Consider the following 15,730-nt stretch of genomic DNA (forward strand, 5'->3'; position numbering starts at 1 on the left):
TGCCCTTGGCAGGGTCGGCGGGCAGGAGCGGGGCGAGCAGGGCCCACTCGGCATCGGTGAGTTCATGACGGCCAGACACATCGACCACGATGCCACCGCAGACCCTGCTCCACTCCCAACTTCTAAAAAACAGGGTCTAGCCCGCTGTCCCGACCTGCTCCCGGATCAGCCTGGCGGTGGCCTCGGCGGTCTCCCGGATCATCTCCTCCCGAACCGCGCGGGCGGCCTCGGCTCCGTGGAGGCTGTGGGTGAGGGCGTCGGAGGTGCCCGCGTCCGGTGAGGGCGCCCGGGCGGCCAGGTCGGCGAAGTCGCCCGCCTGGTCGGCGACCCGTTGGAGCCTGACCCACTCCTCGTGGGTGTCCACCGCGGCCTGGATCTTGCGTCCGAAGGCGTCGAGTCGGCCGACCTCGGTGTCCAGGTCCCGGGAAGCCTTCTCCAGGACCTTCCACTGGGGGGCCAGCGCCTCCTTGACCTGTGCGGAGACGCCCCCGATCTCGTGGCCCGCCAGTCGGTCGCGCAGACGGTCGAGGTGGAGGCACTCCCGTGCCAGGCGCCACTCCTCGGCGCGCAGCAGGGGCAGGGCGTGGTCCAGGCCCACGTGGGTGCCCAGGACGCGGTGGGCGTGCTCGGCGCGGGCGGTCGTGCGCTGGAGCTTGTTCAGCGCCCGGTGGCTCTGGGTGAAGCCCAGATCCGCCGGGACGACGTAGCGGTCCCGGTGCCACGCGGCGAGGTCGGCGGAGTCCCAGGGGCGCCGCAGGAGCAGGATGGCGACCAGGACGGCCACGGGCAGGAACCACAGCAGTACCGCGCCCGGGGTGCCGGGCGCCACGAGCGCCGCGGTGGAGGGGGCCAGCCGAAGAGCCAGCCACACCGCGCCGCCGACGAGCGACACGGACACGAGGGAGAAGGCGGTCGCGGTGGTCAGGAGCAGAAACCAAATCAGCGCCCGCTCGCCGACGCTGTCGGCGCCGCGCAGCAGCTCCGTCCACACGAACCTGACCCAGGGGTAGGTCGGGTAGGACGCCGCCACGAGGGCGAGCGGAACGAGCACGGCCTCGCCGGGGCCTTCGGGGAACAATGCCAGCGGTGCTCCCGCGACGGCCGCGGCCGTGACGGCCAGGGTGATCAGGACCCAGCGGGGCAGGGGGAGCCGGAACCCGTTGGGGCGCGCCAGGGCTTCGGGGGAGGCGCTGAGCCGCCGGACGGTTCCGGGACGGAGAGCGGGGTCGAAGGTCGCCTGTGTACTGGGGGCCACGGGGCACACCACCCTTCTTCGGGGAGCTGACGCGGATGTGATGCCGTCGGCGGGTTCCCGGTTCCGATTCCGGCTCCGGGATGTCGTGGGCGGTCTGTAGCGTTGGAGGGAGGGGACACGCGGGCGAGGGGTGGCCCGACGTTCGTAGGGAGAAGAGGGCAAGTGCGACCGGTCAGTGACATCAAGCGCAGCGAGGCACCCTTCGAGGTGGTCTCGGACATGACCCCCGCCGGGGACCAGCCGGGGGCGATCGAACAGATCACCAGGAGGGTGCGGGACGGCGACCAGCACACGGTCCTGCTGGGCGCGACCGGTACCGGCAAGACGGCCACCGTGGCGTGGACGGTGGAACAGCTCCAGCGGCCCACGCTGGTGATGCAGCCGAACAAGACCCTGGCGGCGCAGTTCGCCAACGAGCTGCGGCAGATGCTGCCCAACAACGCGGTCGAGTACTTCGTCTCCTACTACGACTACTACCAGCCCGAGGCCTACGTCCCGCAGAGCGACACCTACATCGAGAAGGACTCCTCGATCAACGACGAGGTGGAGCGCCTGCGGCACTCGGCGACCAACTCGCTGCTCACCCGGCGCGACACCATCGTGGTGGCGTCGGTGTCGTGCATCTACGGCCTGGGCACTCCGCAGGAGTACGTGGACCGGATGGCCCAGTTGTCGGTGGGCATGGAGGTGGACCGGGACGACCTGCTGCGCCGCCTGGTCGAGATGCAGTACACGCGCAACGACATGGCGTTCACCCGGGGGACGTTCCGGGTCCGCGGCGACACGATCGAGATCATCCCGGTCTACGAGGAGCTGGCGATCCGCATCGAGATGTTCGGTGACGAGATCGAGCGGCTGCTCACCCTGCACCCCCTGACCGGCGAGGTACTGGGGGAGAGCGCCGAGATGTTCATCTTCCCGGCCTCGCACTACGTGGCCGGCGAGGAGCGCACCGAGCGGGCGATCGGCACCATCGAGGCGGAGCTGGGCGAGCGCCTGGCCGAGCTGGAGGGCCAGGGCAAGCTCCTGGAGGCACAGCGGCTGCGCATGCGCACCACCCACGACCTGGAGATGATGCGCCAGCTGGGTACCTGCTCGGGGATCGAGAACTACTCGCGGCACTTCGACGGCCGCGAGCCGGGCAGCGCCCCCAACACCCTCCTGGACTACTTCCCCGAGGACTTCCTGCTGGTCCTGGACGAGTCGCACGTGACGGTCCCGCAGATCGGGGCCATGTACGAGGGCGACGCGGCGCGCAAGCGGACCCTGGTGGACCACGGTTTCCGGCTTCCCTCGGCGCTGGACAACCGTCCCCTGAAGTGGGAGGAGTTCACGAAGCGGATCGGGCAGTCGGTGTACCTGTCGGCGACACCGGGCCGGTACGAGCTGCGTCAGGCGGGCGGTGACGTGGTCGAACAGGTCATCCGCCCGACCGGGCTGGTGGACCCGCAGGTGGTGGTCAAGCCGACGGACGGGCAGATCGACGACCTCGTGCACGAGATCCGCGAGCGGGCCGAGCGCTCGGAGCGGGTCCTGGTGACCACGCTGACCAAGAAGATGGCCGAGGACCTCACCGACTACTTCGCGGAGCTGGGCATCCGGGTGCGGTACCTGCACAGCGAGGTGGACACGCTGCGCCGCGTGGAGCTGCTGCGGGAGCTGCGGGTGGGCGAGTTCGACGTGCTGGTGGGCATCAACCTGCTGCGGGAGGGCCTGGACCTGCCGGAGGTGTCCCTGGTGGCGATCCTGGACGCGGACAAGGAGGGCTTCTTGCGTTCGGAGACCTCGCTGATCCAGACCATCGGCCGCGCGGCGCGCAACGTCGACGGCCAGGTGCACATGTACGCGGACAACGTCACGGACTCCATGCGCGCGGCGATCGACGAGACCACCCGGCGCCGGGACAAGCAGCTGGCGTACAACGCCGAGCACGGGATCGACCCGACGCCGTTGCGCAAGCAGATCGCCGACATCCTGGACACCCTCAACCGCGAGGACGTGGACACCGAGGAGCTCATGTCCACGGGTTACCGCCAGGGCGGTCGGACGGCGCGGGCGCCGGTGCCCGCGTTGGGGGAGCGCGCGGACGTGGCGAACATGCCGCGCGCGGAGCTGGCCGACCTCATCGACCAGCTGAGCGGCCAGATGCACCAGGCCGCGACGGATCTGCAGTTCGAGCTCGCGGCCCGGCTGAGGGACGAGATCGGCGAGCTGAAGCGGGAGCTGCGGGGGATGGACGCGGCCGGGTTGAAGTGACCCCGGCGTCGGCCGGTAGGGTGCTGGCAGGCCCGTGGGGCGGGGGTGTGCGGGTCGCGGACCCCCGCCCCGCACACCGGGGGCGTCTCGAATCAGGCACGATCGAGGCACGGTTGGGTCGCATAGTTACCTTCACGTGACATATTCTTGTGCTTTGCGTACGTCGAATGTCGCTTTTGCCTTTTTTGGGTGTGGGGGAGTTCATGGTCGGTCGGGTACTGGGCGTCGCGTTCACCGCGGTGCTGACGGGTCTCCTGGTGGCCGGGTGCGGGATCGCCCGGGGCGGTGAGGACCCCGAGGAGATCGAGCCCACTCCCGACCTCGGCCGGGGCACGGACGACGATCCGGTCGACTCCGTCTCCAACGACGAGGTCATCGTCGTCGTCGACGACGGAGCCGAGGTCCACGAGGACTGCGCCAACCGCGAGGTCGTGGTCAAGGCCGACGACGCCCTGGTGATACTCGACGGCGACTGCGGCCTCGTGCGCGCCACCGGGCGCAACTCCGTCGTCGAGGTGGGCACGGCCGAGAAGATCGTCCTCGTCGGCGTGGACAACCAGGTCTCCTTCGCCTCCGGTGACCCCGAGGTGGTCAACCACGGGCGCAACACCACCGTCAGCGAGGGCGGTACCGCCAGCCCCGAGGCACGGTGACCCGACCGCGACGAGGCCTGCCCCGCCCGTGGCCCGGGCACCCGCGTCCGTTACCGTGGTGCGCGTTCGCGCACACGCGTGCGCACCGCGTGAGCGCCCCTCGGCGCGGCGGCGGGACCGGGGCCTCCCCGGAGGCGGCGGAGGCGGGCGGGCCCGTGTTCACCGCTTTCCGTTCACCCGTACCGCTTCGAGGAGGTACGGTCGATCCTGTCCCGACACGTCGGTCGGTGCGGACACCGGTCCGGTGGCCGCGACACGACCGCACCCGTCAGTCCGGTCGGGGCGCGCGCTTGACGAATGGAGGGGTGGGGCGGGTGAGTGGTTATGTCGCTCGGGTGCGGCATGATGAGTCGCCTGGCGGCGACATCGGACTCGATCCGTTGGTGCACTCCGCTGCCAGGCGCTGGGCGGAGTCGGACCCCCTTCTGCCCGAACCCGTGGGGTTCGCGGCCAACTCCTACCCCCTGCTGACCGTCAGCGACGAGGACGGCCGTACCGTCGCCGCGGGGAGCATGCACTACACCTGGTACCAGCCGGGCGAGGTGGGCCGCATCTGGGGCGTGCCCGACCAGCACTGGCTCACCCCCATCGTCGGCGGCCCCGAGCCCGCCCGCGCCCTGGACTCCCTGCTGACCAGCTGGCGCGACCAGATCGAGGACCTGCCCACCGGTACCGGCTCGGAGTCCGCGGCCCTGGTGAGCTGGCCCGCGCGCGACGTCGCCGGGATCATCCCCTTGCAGCGGCACGGCCTCCAGCCCTACACGGTGCTCGCCGCCCGCCAGCGCCGCCGGGGCGTGCCGCCCTCGCTGCCCCCGCGTGACGTGGCCATCCGGCTGGCCGACACCAGCGACCTCACCCAGGTGGTGGGCCTGCTGATGGAGGAGCACCGCTACGAACAGCACTTCGGCGGGGTGTTCCTCCAACCCGACACCGCCGAACAGACCCGCAAGGTCGCCGCCCGCGCGCTCAACCGCTCCCGCTCGTGGATCTGGCTCGCGGAGCGCCGGGGCCGGGCCGTGGGCCTGCTGTGGGTGTCGCCGCCCGAGCGCTCCCGCTGGGCCAAGTCGCTGGTACGGGCCCGTCCGATCGCGCACATCGGCTACGGCGTGGTCACCGCCGCCGAGCGCGGCCGCGGAATCGGTACCGCCCTGGTGAGCCAGGCCCACCAGGCCCTGGACAGCCACGGCGTGGGGGCGTCGGTGCTCAACTACGCCGCCATGAACCCGCTCTCCGGGCCGTTCTGGCACCGCATGGGCTACCGCCCCGTGTGGACGACCTGGGAGGTCCGTCCCGCCCTGGCGCTGCGCTGACCACGGCGGGCCCGGCCGGACCGGCGCCCCGGTGACGGAGTTGACGGTCCCCGCTGGTTAGCCTGGGCGCGCAAGCGCAGTGTGGCGTGGGAGAGGTGGAGCCGATGAGCGCGGACGACCGTGGGCCCGAGGGCGCCGAGCACGTGGAGATCGTCGAGGTGGGGCCGCGCGACGGCCTCCAGAACGAGTCCACGGTGCTCTCGGTCGAGGACCGGGTGGAGTTGATCGACCGGGCCGTGGCCGCGGGAGTGCGGCGCGTCGAGGCGGTCAGCTTCGTCAACCCCAGGCGGGTGCCGCAGATGGCCGGGGCCGAGGAGGTCATGGCCGGGGTCACGCGGGTGCCCGGGGTGTCGTTCATCGGCCTGGCGCTCAACCGGCGCGGGCTGGACCGGGCCCTGGCGGCGGGGGTGTCCGAGGTCAACGTGGCGGTACCGGCCACCGACGGCTTCAGCACGCGCAACCAGGGCAGCACCGTCGAGGAGATGCTGGACACCCTGGTGGAGATGGACCGCGCGCTGGAGGGCACGGGCGTGCCGCTCAGCGTCACGGTCTCCACGGCCTTCGGGTGCCCGTTCGACGGCGAGGTCGCGCCGGAGCGGGTGGTGGAGGTGGTGCGCCGGATCGCGGACACCGGGGCGGTGGAGATCGCCCTGGCCGACACGATCGGGGTGGGGGTTCCCGGGCAGGTGCGCGACCTCGTGCGCCGGACGGCCGAGGTGGCGGGCGGACGAACCCTGCGTTGTCACTTCCACAACACCCGCAACACCGGCTACGCCAACGCCCTGGCCGCCGTGGACGAGGGCGTGCGGGTCCTGGACTCCAGCCTGGGCGGGTTCGGCGGCTGCCCCTTCGCCCCCGCCGCCACCGGCAACATCGCCACCGAGGACCTGCTGTACATGCTGCACCGCGGCGGGCAGCACACGGGCGTGAGCCTGTCCGGCGCGGCCGCGCTGGGCGACTGGATGGGGGAGCGGCTCGGCAAGCGGCCCCCCGCCTACCTCGGTCGCGCCGGCGACTTTCCCGCCTGACCAGCGGCACCGGTGCGCCCCGGGTCCGCGCCCTCCGGCGGGACCCGGGGCGGTGTTGCCTTCGCCACCCGGCGGGCCCCGACCGGGCCCGGAGTGCCCAGCCACCAGGGGTTCACGGCAACCGCGCAGGTCGGGATGGGGAACACCGGAGGTGGGACGAACGTTCCCGGGTGTGGACGAACGGGGGGCCTGTTATCCTGGTGCCCCGTGGAGTCCGACGCGCTGGAACGGCATCGCCGCCGCTCGGAACCGGACCGCCGCACGGCCGCCCGGCTCGCCTGAGCCAGCCGTAGCCACTCAACCCACGGGAGCAACACTTTGGCATCCGCCGCGAGTACCAAGCACCTTTTCGTTACTGGCGGCGTCGCCTCCAGTCTTGGCAAGGGGCTGACCGCCTCCAGCCTGGGACGACTCCTGAAGTCGCGCGGACTTCGGGTCACCATGCAGAAGCTGGACCCCTACCTCAACGTCGACCCCGGAACGATGAACCCGTTCCAGCACGGCGAGGTCTTCGTGACGGACGACGGAGCCGAGACCGACCTCGACGTCGGCCACTACGAGCGCTTCCTCGACGTCGAGCTCTCCGCCTCGGCCAACGTCACCACCGGGCAGATCTACTCCAGCGTCATCGCCAAGGAGCGCCAGGGCGCCTACCTCGGTGACACCGTGCAGGTCATCCCGCACATCACCAACGAGATCAAGGCGCGCATCTACGCGATGGACGCCCCCGACGTCGACATCGTCATCACCGAGATCGGGGGGACGGTCGGCGACATCGAGTCGCAGCCCTTCCTGGAGGCCGTCCGCCAGATCCGGCACGAGATCGGCCGCGAGAACTGCTTCTTCCTGCACGTCTCCCTCATCCCCTTCCTCGGCCCGTCCGGCGAGATGAAGACCAAGCCGACCCAGCACTCGGTCGCCGCCCTGCGCAGCATCGGCATCCAGCCCGACGCGATCGTGTGCCGCTCCGACCGGCCCATCACGCAGAGCCTGAAGTCCAAGATCAGCCTCATGTGCGACGTGGACGAGGCGGGCGTGGTCTCCACCCCCGACGCCCCCTCCATCTACGACATCCCCAAGGTCCTGCACCGCGAGGGCCTGGACGCCTATGTCGTCCGCCGCCTCGGTATGCCCTTCCGCGACGTCGACTGGACCGAGTGGGACGAGCTGCTGCGCCGCGTGCACCAGCCCGACCACGAGGTCACCATCGCCATGGTCGGCAAGTACATCGACCTGCCCGACGCCTACCTGTCGGTCAGCGAGGCCCTGCGCGCCGGCGGCTTCGCCACCGACACCCGCGTGAACATCCGCTGGGTGGCCAGTGACAACTGCGCCAGCCCCTCGGGCGCGGCCGCCGAGCTCGACGGCGCGGACGGCATCCTCATCCCGGGCGGCTTCGGCGTGCGCGGCATCGAGGGCAAGCTGGGCGCGATCCGCTACGCCCGGGAGAAGGGCGTTCCGCTGCTCGGCATCTGCCTCGGTCTCCAGGGCATGGTCATCGAGTACGCGCGCAACGTGCTCGGCCTGGAGGGCGCCAACAGCCTGGAGTTCGACGACAAGGCCGTCGACCCGGTCATCGCCACCATGGCCGACCAGGAGGACGTCGTGGCGGGCGACCGCGACATGGGCGGCACCATGCGCCTGGGCCTGTACCCGGCCGACCTCGGCGAGGGCACCCTCGCCCGCGACCTGTACGACGGCGCCGGTCAGGTCTCCGAGCGCCACCGCCACCGGTTCGAGGTCAACAACGCCTACCGCCCCCGTCTGGAGGAGGCGGGTCTGGTGTTCTCCGGCCTCTCCCCGGATGGCAAGCTGGTGGAGTACGTGGAACTGCCCCGGGACGTGCACCCGTTCTTCATCGCGACGCAGGCACACCCGGAGCTGCGCTCCCGCCCGACCAACGCGAACCCGCTCTTCCGGGGCCTGATCTCCGCCTCGCTGGAGTACAAGCTCTCCTAGCGGCGACGGGGGCGGGTGGGGCACGAGCCTGAGAGGGGCCGCATGGCCAGCCACACCCGCCCGGTCGGCGAAGGGACGACGGGGGCGTTCGCGAGGGTCGCGGACGCCCCCGAGTCGTGGCCGGTGGAGCGCTCCGAGGAGCGCTACAGGGGAGCCAAGTGCTCGATGCGCACCGACTGGGTGCAGATGCCCGGCCCCCACGGCGTGGGACGGACGGTGGCCGCCCGCGACTACATGGACCACCCCGGGGCCGCCGCGATCGTCGCACTGGACGCACGGGGGCGGGTCCTGCTGCAACGCCAGTACCGACACCCCACCCAGCACACGCTGTGGGAGCTGCCCGCCGGCCTGATCGACGGCGAGGGCGAGGGGCCGCTGGCCACCGCCCGCCGCGAACTGGAGGAGGAGGCCGCGCTGCGCGCCGCCACCTGGCACCAGCTGCCCGACTTCTTCCCGAGCACAGGCTTCTCCACCGAACGCATCCACGTGTTCCTCGCCCGTGACCTCACCGAGGTGCCGGAGGCGGAGATCGACTTCGTGCGCGAACACGAGGAGACCGACCTGGCCTCCGAGTGGCTGCCGCTCCCCGAGGCGGTGCGCGCGGTCATGGAGGGACGGCTGCACAACGGTGCGACGGTCATCGGCGTCCTCGCCGCGCACGCCGCGTCCCTGGACGGGTACGCCTCCCTGCCCGCGGCCTCGGACGACTGACCCCCTCCGGTGGAGAACGAAGCGCTGGAGGGCGGGCCGGAGCGGCCCGAACCCGACGACGGTCCCCTGGAGCGGGTGCGGGCCGCGTTCCTGGACCACCTGGGCGCCGAGCGCGCACTGGCCGACAACACCCTGCTGGCCTACCGCCGCGACCTGTGGCGCTACACCGGGTACCTGCGCGGCCGGGGGGTCGCCGACCTCGCCGCGGTGACCCCCGGGCACGTCGGAGCCTTCCTGGGAGCACTGCGCGAGGGAGACGACTCCCACGCCCCCCTGAGCGCCTCCTCGGCCGGGCGCGCCCTGGCGGCCGTGCGCGGACTGCACCGGTTCGCGGTGCGCGAGGGGTGGTCGGCCACGGACCCGGCCGCCGAGATCGCCCCGCCCCCGCCGCCCCTGCGCCTGCCCAAGGCCGTGCCCCTGGACCAGGTGGAACGGTTGCTCGAGGCCGCCGGACCGGCGGCGGCCCCGGCCTCGGACGCGCGCGCCGACCTGCTGGCCCAGCGCGACCGCGCGCTGACGGAGGTGCTGTACGGCACCGGGGCACGGGTGTCGGAGGCGGTGGGGCTGGACGTGGACGACGTCGCGGACGCGGTCGACGGCGACGCGGCGGTCGGCCTGGTGCGCTTCCGGGGCAAGGGCGGAAAGGAGCGCCTCGTACCACTGGGCTCCTACGCGCGTCGCGCCCTGGCGGGCTACCTGACCCTGGTGCGGCCGGTACTGGCCGCGTCCGGTCGGGGCGGCCCGGCCCTGTTCCTGAACACGCGTGGCGGCCGTCTCACCCGGCAGGGCGGATGGGCGCTGCTGTCCGCGGTGGCGGAACGGGCCGGGGTGGAGGGCGTCTCCCCGCACACCCTGAGGCACTCCTTCGCCACCCACCTGATCGACGGCGGTGCGGACATCCGGGTCGTCCAGGAGCTGTTGGGGCACAGTTCGGTCACCACCACACAGGTCTACACCCTGGTGACGGTGGAGCGGCTGCGCGAGGTGTACGCCTCCAGCCACCCCAGGGCCAGGCGCGGGCGGGAACCGGGCGGCCCGCGGTGAGGTCCGCGGCCTGTGGTCGGGGGGCGGCTCGGCGTTCGGGACGAGTCCGACGTGCGTCGTGTGTACCCTTCTCCTACGAGAGAAATGGGTACGACCGTGCGGTTCCTCCCGGTTGCAGAGGGTGGGGAATCCTCGTCGGATCATGTTGATGTGCGCCGTGTCGTCGTTCTAGAGTCGCCGCACAGAGGTACGTTGCTGTCGACATATTGAGTTTCCGACGGCGGCCAGTCGTGGGAGACGTCAAGAGTCCCGTCGGGCCGTGGCCGGTCCGTAGGGGAGGTCAAGGGTTGTGAACTGGTCGGAGAGCGACGAGGCGGCGAACACCGCACCCGTCGGCGAGGAGGGCTTCGCCGAACCGGTGAGCAACCCGTGGGGGACGACACGCAACACGGGGGCGGATCTGCACACCAAGAGACCCGTGCGTACATATCCGGAGCCGACACCGCTCGACGAACACGGTCCGGCACGGATTGTAGCACTCTGTAACCAGAAGGGTGGGGTCGGCAAGACCACCACCACCATCAACCTCGGCGCCGCCATCGCGGAGTACGGCAGACGGGTGCTGCTGGTCGACTTCGACCCGCAGGGCGCCCTGTCGGTCGGCCTGGGCCGACTGGACCCGCGCGAGCTGGACCTGACCGTCTACAACCTGCTCATGCAGCGCGACGTGACGGTCGAGGACGTCCTGCTCAAGACGGACGTCGACGGCCTCGACCTCATTCCGAGCAACATCGACCTGTCCGCCGCGGAGGTACAGCTCGTCGGCGAGGTGGCCCGTGAGCAGATGCTCGGACGCGCGCTGCGCCCGGTCATCAACGACTACGACGTCATCCTCATCGACTGCCAGCCGTCGCTCGGCCTGCTGACCGTCAACGCGCTGACCGCGGCCGACGGGGTCATCGTCCCGCTGGAGTGCGAGTTCTTCGCCCTGCGCGGTGTGGCGCTGCTGATGGACACCATCCAGAAGGTCCAGGAACGCCTCAACGAGGACCTCGTCATCGACGGTTTCCTCGGCACCATGTACGACCCGCGCACCCTGCACGCCCGCGAAGTGCTCTCCACCATCGTGGACGGCTTCGGGGACAAGGTGTACGGCACCGTCATCAACCGCACCGTGCGCTTCCCGGACGCCACCGTGGCGGGCGAACCCATCACCAGGTTCGACTCGTCCTCGGCCGGGGCCAACGCCTACCGTTCGCTGGCCAAGGAGGTGCTGGCGAGGTGGCCTCTCAGCGGTCACGACGTGTGACGCTACCCGGGGCGGACGAACTGTTCTTCCGCCCTTCCGGTCCCGAAGAGGAACCGGCCGAGACCGAACGCCAGTACCAGGTACCGGAACAGGACCGGCAGAGCACCAAAGAGACCCCGCCGGAACGGCCCGCGCGCAAGTCCGGCGGCAGGACGCGGAGCAAACTGGACCGCGCCCCCAAACCGAGCGGGCGCCAGCGCCACGACGAGAAGATCACCGTCTACGTCTCCGGGCCCGAACTGCTGGCCCTGGAACAGACCCGGCTCTCGCTGCGCGCGGAGCACGGGTTGTCGGCCGACCGGGGCCGCCTCGTCCGCGAGGCCGTCGCGGTGCTGCTCGCCGACTTCGAGGAGCACGGTTCCAGCAGCATGCTGGTCCGTCGTCTGACCGAGGACTGAGTCCCCGGGCCGGCCGCTGGGGGAGCGGACGGCCACCGGGGACCGGCGGGTGGGTGTCACCGGCTGGTCCCAGCCGGTGACACCCTTGTGTCATGAGTGAGAAGACGTGGACCCGCCATGGTGACTGACCAGGAGGGCGCGCTCCCGGGGGCGGAGGGCGCCGACGAGGTCGACGAGAACGCCTTCCAGGTACACCTGGACAACTTCGAGGGCCCCTTCGACCTGCTCCTCGGGCTGATCTCCAAGCACAAGCTGGACATCACCGAGGTGTCCCTGTCGAAGGTCACCGACGAGTTCATCGCGCACATCCGCCGGTTCGGCGACGACTGGGACCTGGACCAGGCCAGCAACTTCCTGCTGGTGGCGGCCACCCTGCTCGACCTGAAGGCGGCCCGCCTGCTGCCGCGCGGCGACGTGGAGGACGAGGCCGACCTGGCACTGCTGGAGGCGCGCGACCTGCTGTTCGCCCGCCTGCTCCAGTACCGCGCCTACAAGGAGGTCGCCGCCTTCCTGCGCGAGCGCCTGGCCACCCAGGGCCGCAGGTACGCGCGCGCGGTTCCGCTGGAGGAGCGGTTCGCGGGGATGCGTCCCGACGTGCTGTTCAAGCTCGGCCCCGAGGAGTTCGCGGCCCTGGCCGGGCTGGTGTTCACCCCCAGGGAGCCACCGAGCGTCTCGGTCACCCACATCCACCTCACCAAGACCTCCGTCAAGGAGCAGGGCGAGCTGATGGTGGCCGAGCTGCGCGAGCACGGGCAGCTCACCTTCGCCCAGCTGACCGCCGAGTGCGACGGTACCTTCGAGGTCGTCGCCCGGTTCCTGGCACTGCTGGAGCTGTACCGGGCCGCGAACGTGGGCTTCGACCAGCCCGTGCCGCTGGGCGAGCTGACCGTCACCTGGACCGGCGGCGACGCGGACGTCGAACTGGAGTCCGACTACGACGAGGCGGAACCGACCGCCGACACCACACCCAGGGAGCAGTGATGACCGCGCAGCACACCGTCGAGGCGGGGGACACCGCCGTGCCCCCGGCCCTGCGCCGGGACCTGGAGGCCGTCATGATGGTGGTCGACCAGCCGGTGTCCGAGTACGACCTGGCCCGCGCCATGGACGTGCCCCTGGAGCTGGTGACCCGCGCCCTGGAGGAGCTCTCCCGGGAATACACCGAACAGGGCCGGGGTTTCGACCTACGAGCGGTGGCCGAGGGGTGGCGTGTGTACACGCGCCCCGAGTGCGCCGACATCGTCGAGCACTTCCTCAGGGAGGGGCAGGAGGTGCGGCTCACCCAGGCCGCACTGGAGACGATCGCCGTCGTCGCCTACCGCCAGCCGGTCTCACGTGGCAGGGTCTCCGCGGTACGCGGGGTCAACTGCGACGGCGTTATGCGTACCCTCGTACTGAGGGGCCTGATCGAAGAGGCCGGGCACGATCCCGAGTCCGGTGCTCTGCTGTACCGGACCACCTCCTATTTCCTGGAACGGCTCGGTCTGCGCGGCCTGGACGAGCTGCCCGACCTGGCGCCGTTCCTTCCCGACGACATCGAAGGTCTTGACGACACCGGTGAGCACACCTAACAGAGAACGTTCCCGTGGTGAACGGGACGGACGCGCACCGCGCGGTGAGCGCGGCGACTACGACAACCGCGGCGGCCGAGGCCCCCGCGACGACAGGGGCGGCGACGACCGCCGAGGCGGCGGACGCCAGGACCGTGACGACCACCGTGGCGGTCGTTCCTACGGCCGCCGTGACGACAACCGTGGTGGTTTCCAGGGTCGTGACGACCGAGGAGGCCGTCCGCAGGGCCGTGACGATCGCCGTGGTGGTTTCCAGGGCCGTGACGACCGTCGTGGTGGTTTCCAGGGCCGTGACGACCGTCGTGGTGGTTTCCAGGGCCGGGATGACCGGCGCGGCGACCGTGGGGGTCGCTCCTACGACCGCCGCGACGACAACCGTGGTGGTTTCCAGGGTCGTGACGACCGTGGTGGTCGTCCGCAGGGTCGGGACGACCGTCGTGGTGGTTTCCAGGGCCGGGATGACCGGCGCGGCGACCGTGGGGGTCGTTCCCACGACCGTCGCGACGAGCACCGTGGTGGCTACCAGGGTCGTGACGACCGGCGTGACGACCACCGTGGTGGTCGCTATGACCGGGACGACCGGCGTGGTGGCTACCAGGGTCGCGATGACCGTGGTGGTCGTCCGCAGGGTCGGGACGACCGTCGTGGTGGTTTCCAGGGCCGGGACGACCGGCGTGACGACCGTGGTGGTCGCTCCTACGACCGCCGCGACGACCACCGTGGCGGCAACCGCGACGAGCGCCCGCGCCGCGACGCCCAGGGGCGCCGTCTCCAGAGCCGCGACACCAAGGGCGGCGGCTACCAGCGCCGCGACGACAAGCGCGGAGGCCGTCCCCAGGACCGCCACGACCGGCCGCGCCGCGACCCCGACCAGCGTCCGGTCCGCCGCGACCACGAGCCGGTCAGGGACGTCAAGCGCGAGAACCAGCTCTCCAAGGCGGCCCGTGAGCGGCTCCAGGCCCTGCGCGCGGACTACAACCCGCGCGACGAGGACCGCCACGAGGGTGACTCCCGGGACACCTACACGGACGTCCCCAACGGCATCCGCCTCCAGAAGGCACTGGCCGCGGCCGGTGTCGCCAGCCGACGGGCCAGCGAGGAGATGATCGCCGCCGGACGGGTGAGCGTCGACGGCCAGATCGTCAAGCGCTTCGGCGCCCGCGTCGACCCCGAGGCTTCGGAGATCCGCGTCGACGGCATGCGCGTGGTCACCGCTCCCGACAAGCTGTACTTCGCGCTCAACAAGCCGCGCGGAGTGGTCAGCACCATGTGGGACCCGGAGGGCCGCCCGACCCTGGCCGACTACGCCGGTCAGACCGCCGAGCGCATCTTCCACGTGGGTCGGCTGGACACCGAGACCGAGGGTCTCATCCTGCTGACCAACGACGGTGACCTGGCCAACCGCCTCACCCACCCGCGCTACAAGGTCGTCAAGACCTACATCGCGAAGGTGCCCGGCCCGGTGCCGCACCGCGTGGTGCGCGAGATCCAGAAGGGTGTGGAGCTGGAGGACGGGCCGGTCAGGGTCGACTCCTTCCGCGTGGTCGACAACGACGACGCCCAGGCCATGGTGGAGATCCGTCTGCACGAGGGGCGCAAGCACATCGTGCGCCGCCTCATGGAGGCGGTGGGCCACCCGGTCGCCGACCTGGCGCGCACCCAGGTCGGCCCGATCGACCTCAACACGCTGCGCCTGGGCACCATGCGGGCGCTCAGCTCGCGTGAGGTCGGCGAGCTCTACAAGGCCGCGGGGCTCTGACCCGAGGCTCTATCGCTACAGTTGACGGCGGTCGCACCCTGTGTGGGGGCGGCCGCCGTCCGCCGTCTATCCCTGGCGGGCGGCACCACCGGCGAGGACGAGGGCGGGGACGAACGTGGCGGTACGGGCCATTCGCGGTGCGGTGCAGGTCGACGCGGACGAACGCGAGCAGGTACTGGAGGCCACGACCGAACTGGTCTCCGAGGTGATGCGGCGCAACGGACTCACCACCGACGACGTGATCAGCGTGTTGTTCACGGCCACCCCCGACCTGACCAGCGAGTTCCCCGCACTGGCGGCGCGCGGTGTGGGCTTCGCCGACGTGCCGCTGATGTGCGCGTCCGAGATCGCCGTGCCCGGCGCGCTGCCCCGGGTGGTGCGGCTGATGGCGCACGTGGAGACCCCGCTCGCGCGCACCGAGGTGCAGCACGTGTACCTGAGGGGTGCCCAGGCGCTGCGCCTGGACATCGCCCAGTAGCGCTCCCGAGCGGACCTCGGCGGCGGGGGCGGGACTCCAGGTCAGGAGGTCGTACCCTG

At 71.3% G+C, this 15,730-nt stretch carries 14 protein-coding genes; 13 read left to right on the forward strand and 1 reads right to left on the reverse strand.

Annotated features, from left to right (window positions below; translation table 11 throughout):
- Positions 1-136: 136 nt before the first annotated feature.
- A complete protein-coding gene (locus ACFYL4_RS20050) occupies positions 137-1,255 on the reverse strand; it encodes a hypothetical protein (RefSeq protein WP_387519880.1) in 1,119 nt (372 codons plus the stop codon).
- Between the two features lie 162 nt (positions 1,256-1,417).
- On the opposite strand from ACFYL4_RS20050, the gene uvrB reads away from it, so the two are divergent.
- The 13 genes from uvrB (at position 1,418) to aroH (ending at position 15,671) form a co-directional block, all read left to right on the forward strand.
- Entirely contained in the window at positions 1,418-3,511 is a 2,094-nt protein-coding gene (uvrB, locus tag ACFYL4_RS20055) for an excinuclease ABC subunit UvrB (RefSeq protein WP_387519882.1), read from the forward strand.
- Positions 3,512-3,714: 203 nt separating this feature from the next.
- On the forward strand, positions 3,715-4,164 hold the full coding sequence (locus ACFYL4_RS20060) for a DUF3060 domain-containing protein (protein ID WP_357759926.1): 450 nt from the start codon (positions 3,715-3,717) through the stop codon (positions 4,162-4,164).
- Positions 4,165-4,478: 314 nt separating this feature from the next.
- Positions 4,479-5,474 (forward strand): GNAT family N-acetyltransferase, encoded by a 996-nt coding sequence (locus tag ACFYL4_RS20065; RefSeq protein WP_387519885.1) that lies wholly within the window; start codon positions 4,479-4,481, stop codon positions 5,472-5,474.
- 104 nt (positions 5,475-5,578) lie between these two features.
- A complete protein-coding gene (locus ACFYL4_RS20070) occupies positions 5,579-6,502 on the forward strand; it encodes a hydroxymethylglutaryl-CoA lyase (RefSeq protein WP_357759921.1) in 924 nt (307 codons plus the stop codon).
- Positions 6,503-6,820: 318 nt separating this feature from the next.
- Positions 6,821-8,461 carry a CTP synthase gene (locus ACFYL4_RS20075; RefSeq protein WP_357759919.1) on the forward strand — a complete coding sequence of 547 codons (1,641 nt, stop codon included), beginning with the start codon at positions 6,821-6,823 and terminating at the stop codon, positions 8,459-8,461.
- Between the two features lie 42 nt (positions 8,462-8,503).
- Complete coding sequence (locus ACFYL4_RS20080) at positions 8,504-9,172, forward strand: NUDIX hydrolase (protein ID WP_357759916.1); 669 nt, start codon at positions 8,504-8,506, stop codon at positions 9,170-9,172.
- A gap of 24 nt (positions 9,173-9,196) precedes the next feature.
- Positions 9,197-10,216 (forward strand): site-specific tyrosine recombinase XerD, encoded by a 1,020-nt coding sequence (locus ACFYL4_RS20085; RefSeq protein WP_357759952.1) that lies wholly within the window; start codon positions 9,197-9,199, stop codon positions 10,214-10,216.
- 289 nt (positions 10,217-10,505) lie between these two features.
- On the forward strand, positions 10,506-11,465 hold the full coding sequence (locus ACFYL4_RS20090) for an AAA family ATPase (protein ID WP_357759913.1): 960 nt from the start codon (positions 10,506-10,508) through the stop codon (positions 11,463-11,465).
- Complete coding sequence (locus ACFYL4_RS20095; RefSeq protein WP_357759910.1) at positions 11,462-11,863, forward strand: hypothetical protein; 402 nt, start codon at positions 11,462-11,464, stop codon at positions 11,861-11,863. The genes ACFYL4_RS20090 and ACFYL4_RS20095 overlap by 4 nt, the downstream gene beginning before the upstream one ends.
- A 117-nt stretch (positions 11,864-11,980) precedes the next feature.
- Positions 11,981-12,844: a ScpA family protein gene (locus ACFYL4_RS20100; protein ID WP_357759907.1), complete on the forward strand. Its 864-nt coding sequence runs from the start codon at positions 11,981-11,983 to the stop codon at positions 12,842-12,844.
- A complete protein-coding gene (gene scpB, locus ACFYL4_RS20105; RefSeq protein WP_357759904.1) occupies positions 12,844-13,434 on the forward strand; it encodes an SMC-Scp complex subunit ScpB in 591 nt (196 codons plus the stop codon). Before ACFYL4_RS20100 ends, scpB begins: the two co-directional genes overlap by 1 nt.
- Positions 13,421-15,193 carry a pseudouridine synthase gene (locus tag ACFYL4_RS20110; protein WP_387519888.1) on the forward strand — a complete coding sequence of 591 codons (1,773 nt, stop codon included), beginning with the start codon at positions 13,421-13,423 and terminating at the stop codon, positions 15,191-15,193. The genes scpB and ACFYL4_RS20110 overlap by 14 nt, the downstream gene beginning before the upstream one ends.
- 115 nt (positions 15,194-15,308) lie before the next feature.
- Positions 15,309-15,671 (forward strand): chorismate mutase, encoded by a 363-nt coding sequence (aroH, locus tag ACFYL4_RS20115; RefSeq protein ID WP_357759895.1) that lies wholly within the window; start codon positions 15,309-15,311, stop codon positions 15,669-15,671.
- Positions 15,672-15,730 lie beyond the last annotated feature (59 nt).

The organism is Nocardiopsis sp. NPDC006938 (assembly GCF_042869555.1).
In the GTDB taxonomy this organism is placed as follows: domain Bacteria; phylum Actinomycetota; class Actinomycetes; order Streptosporangiales; family Streptosporangiaceae; genus Nocardiopsis.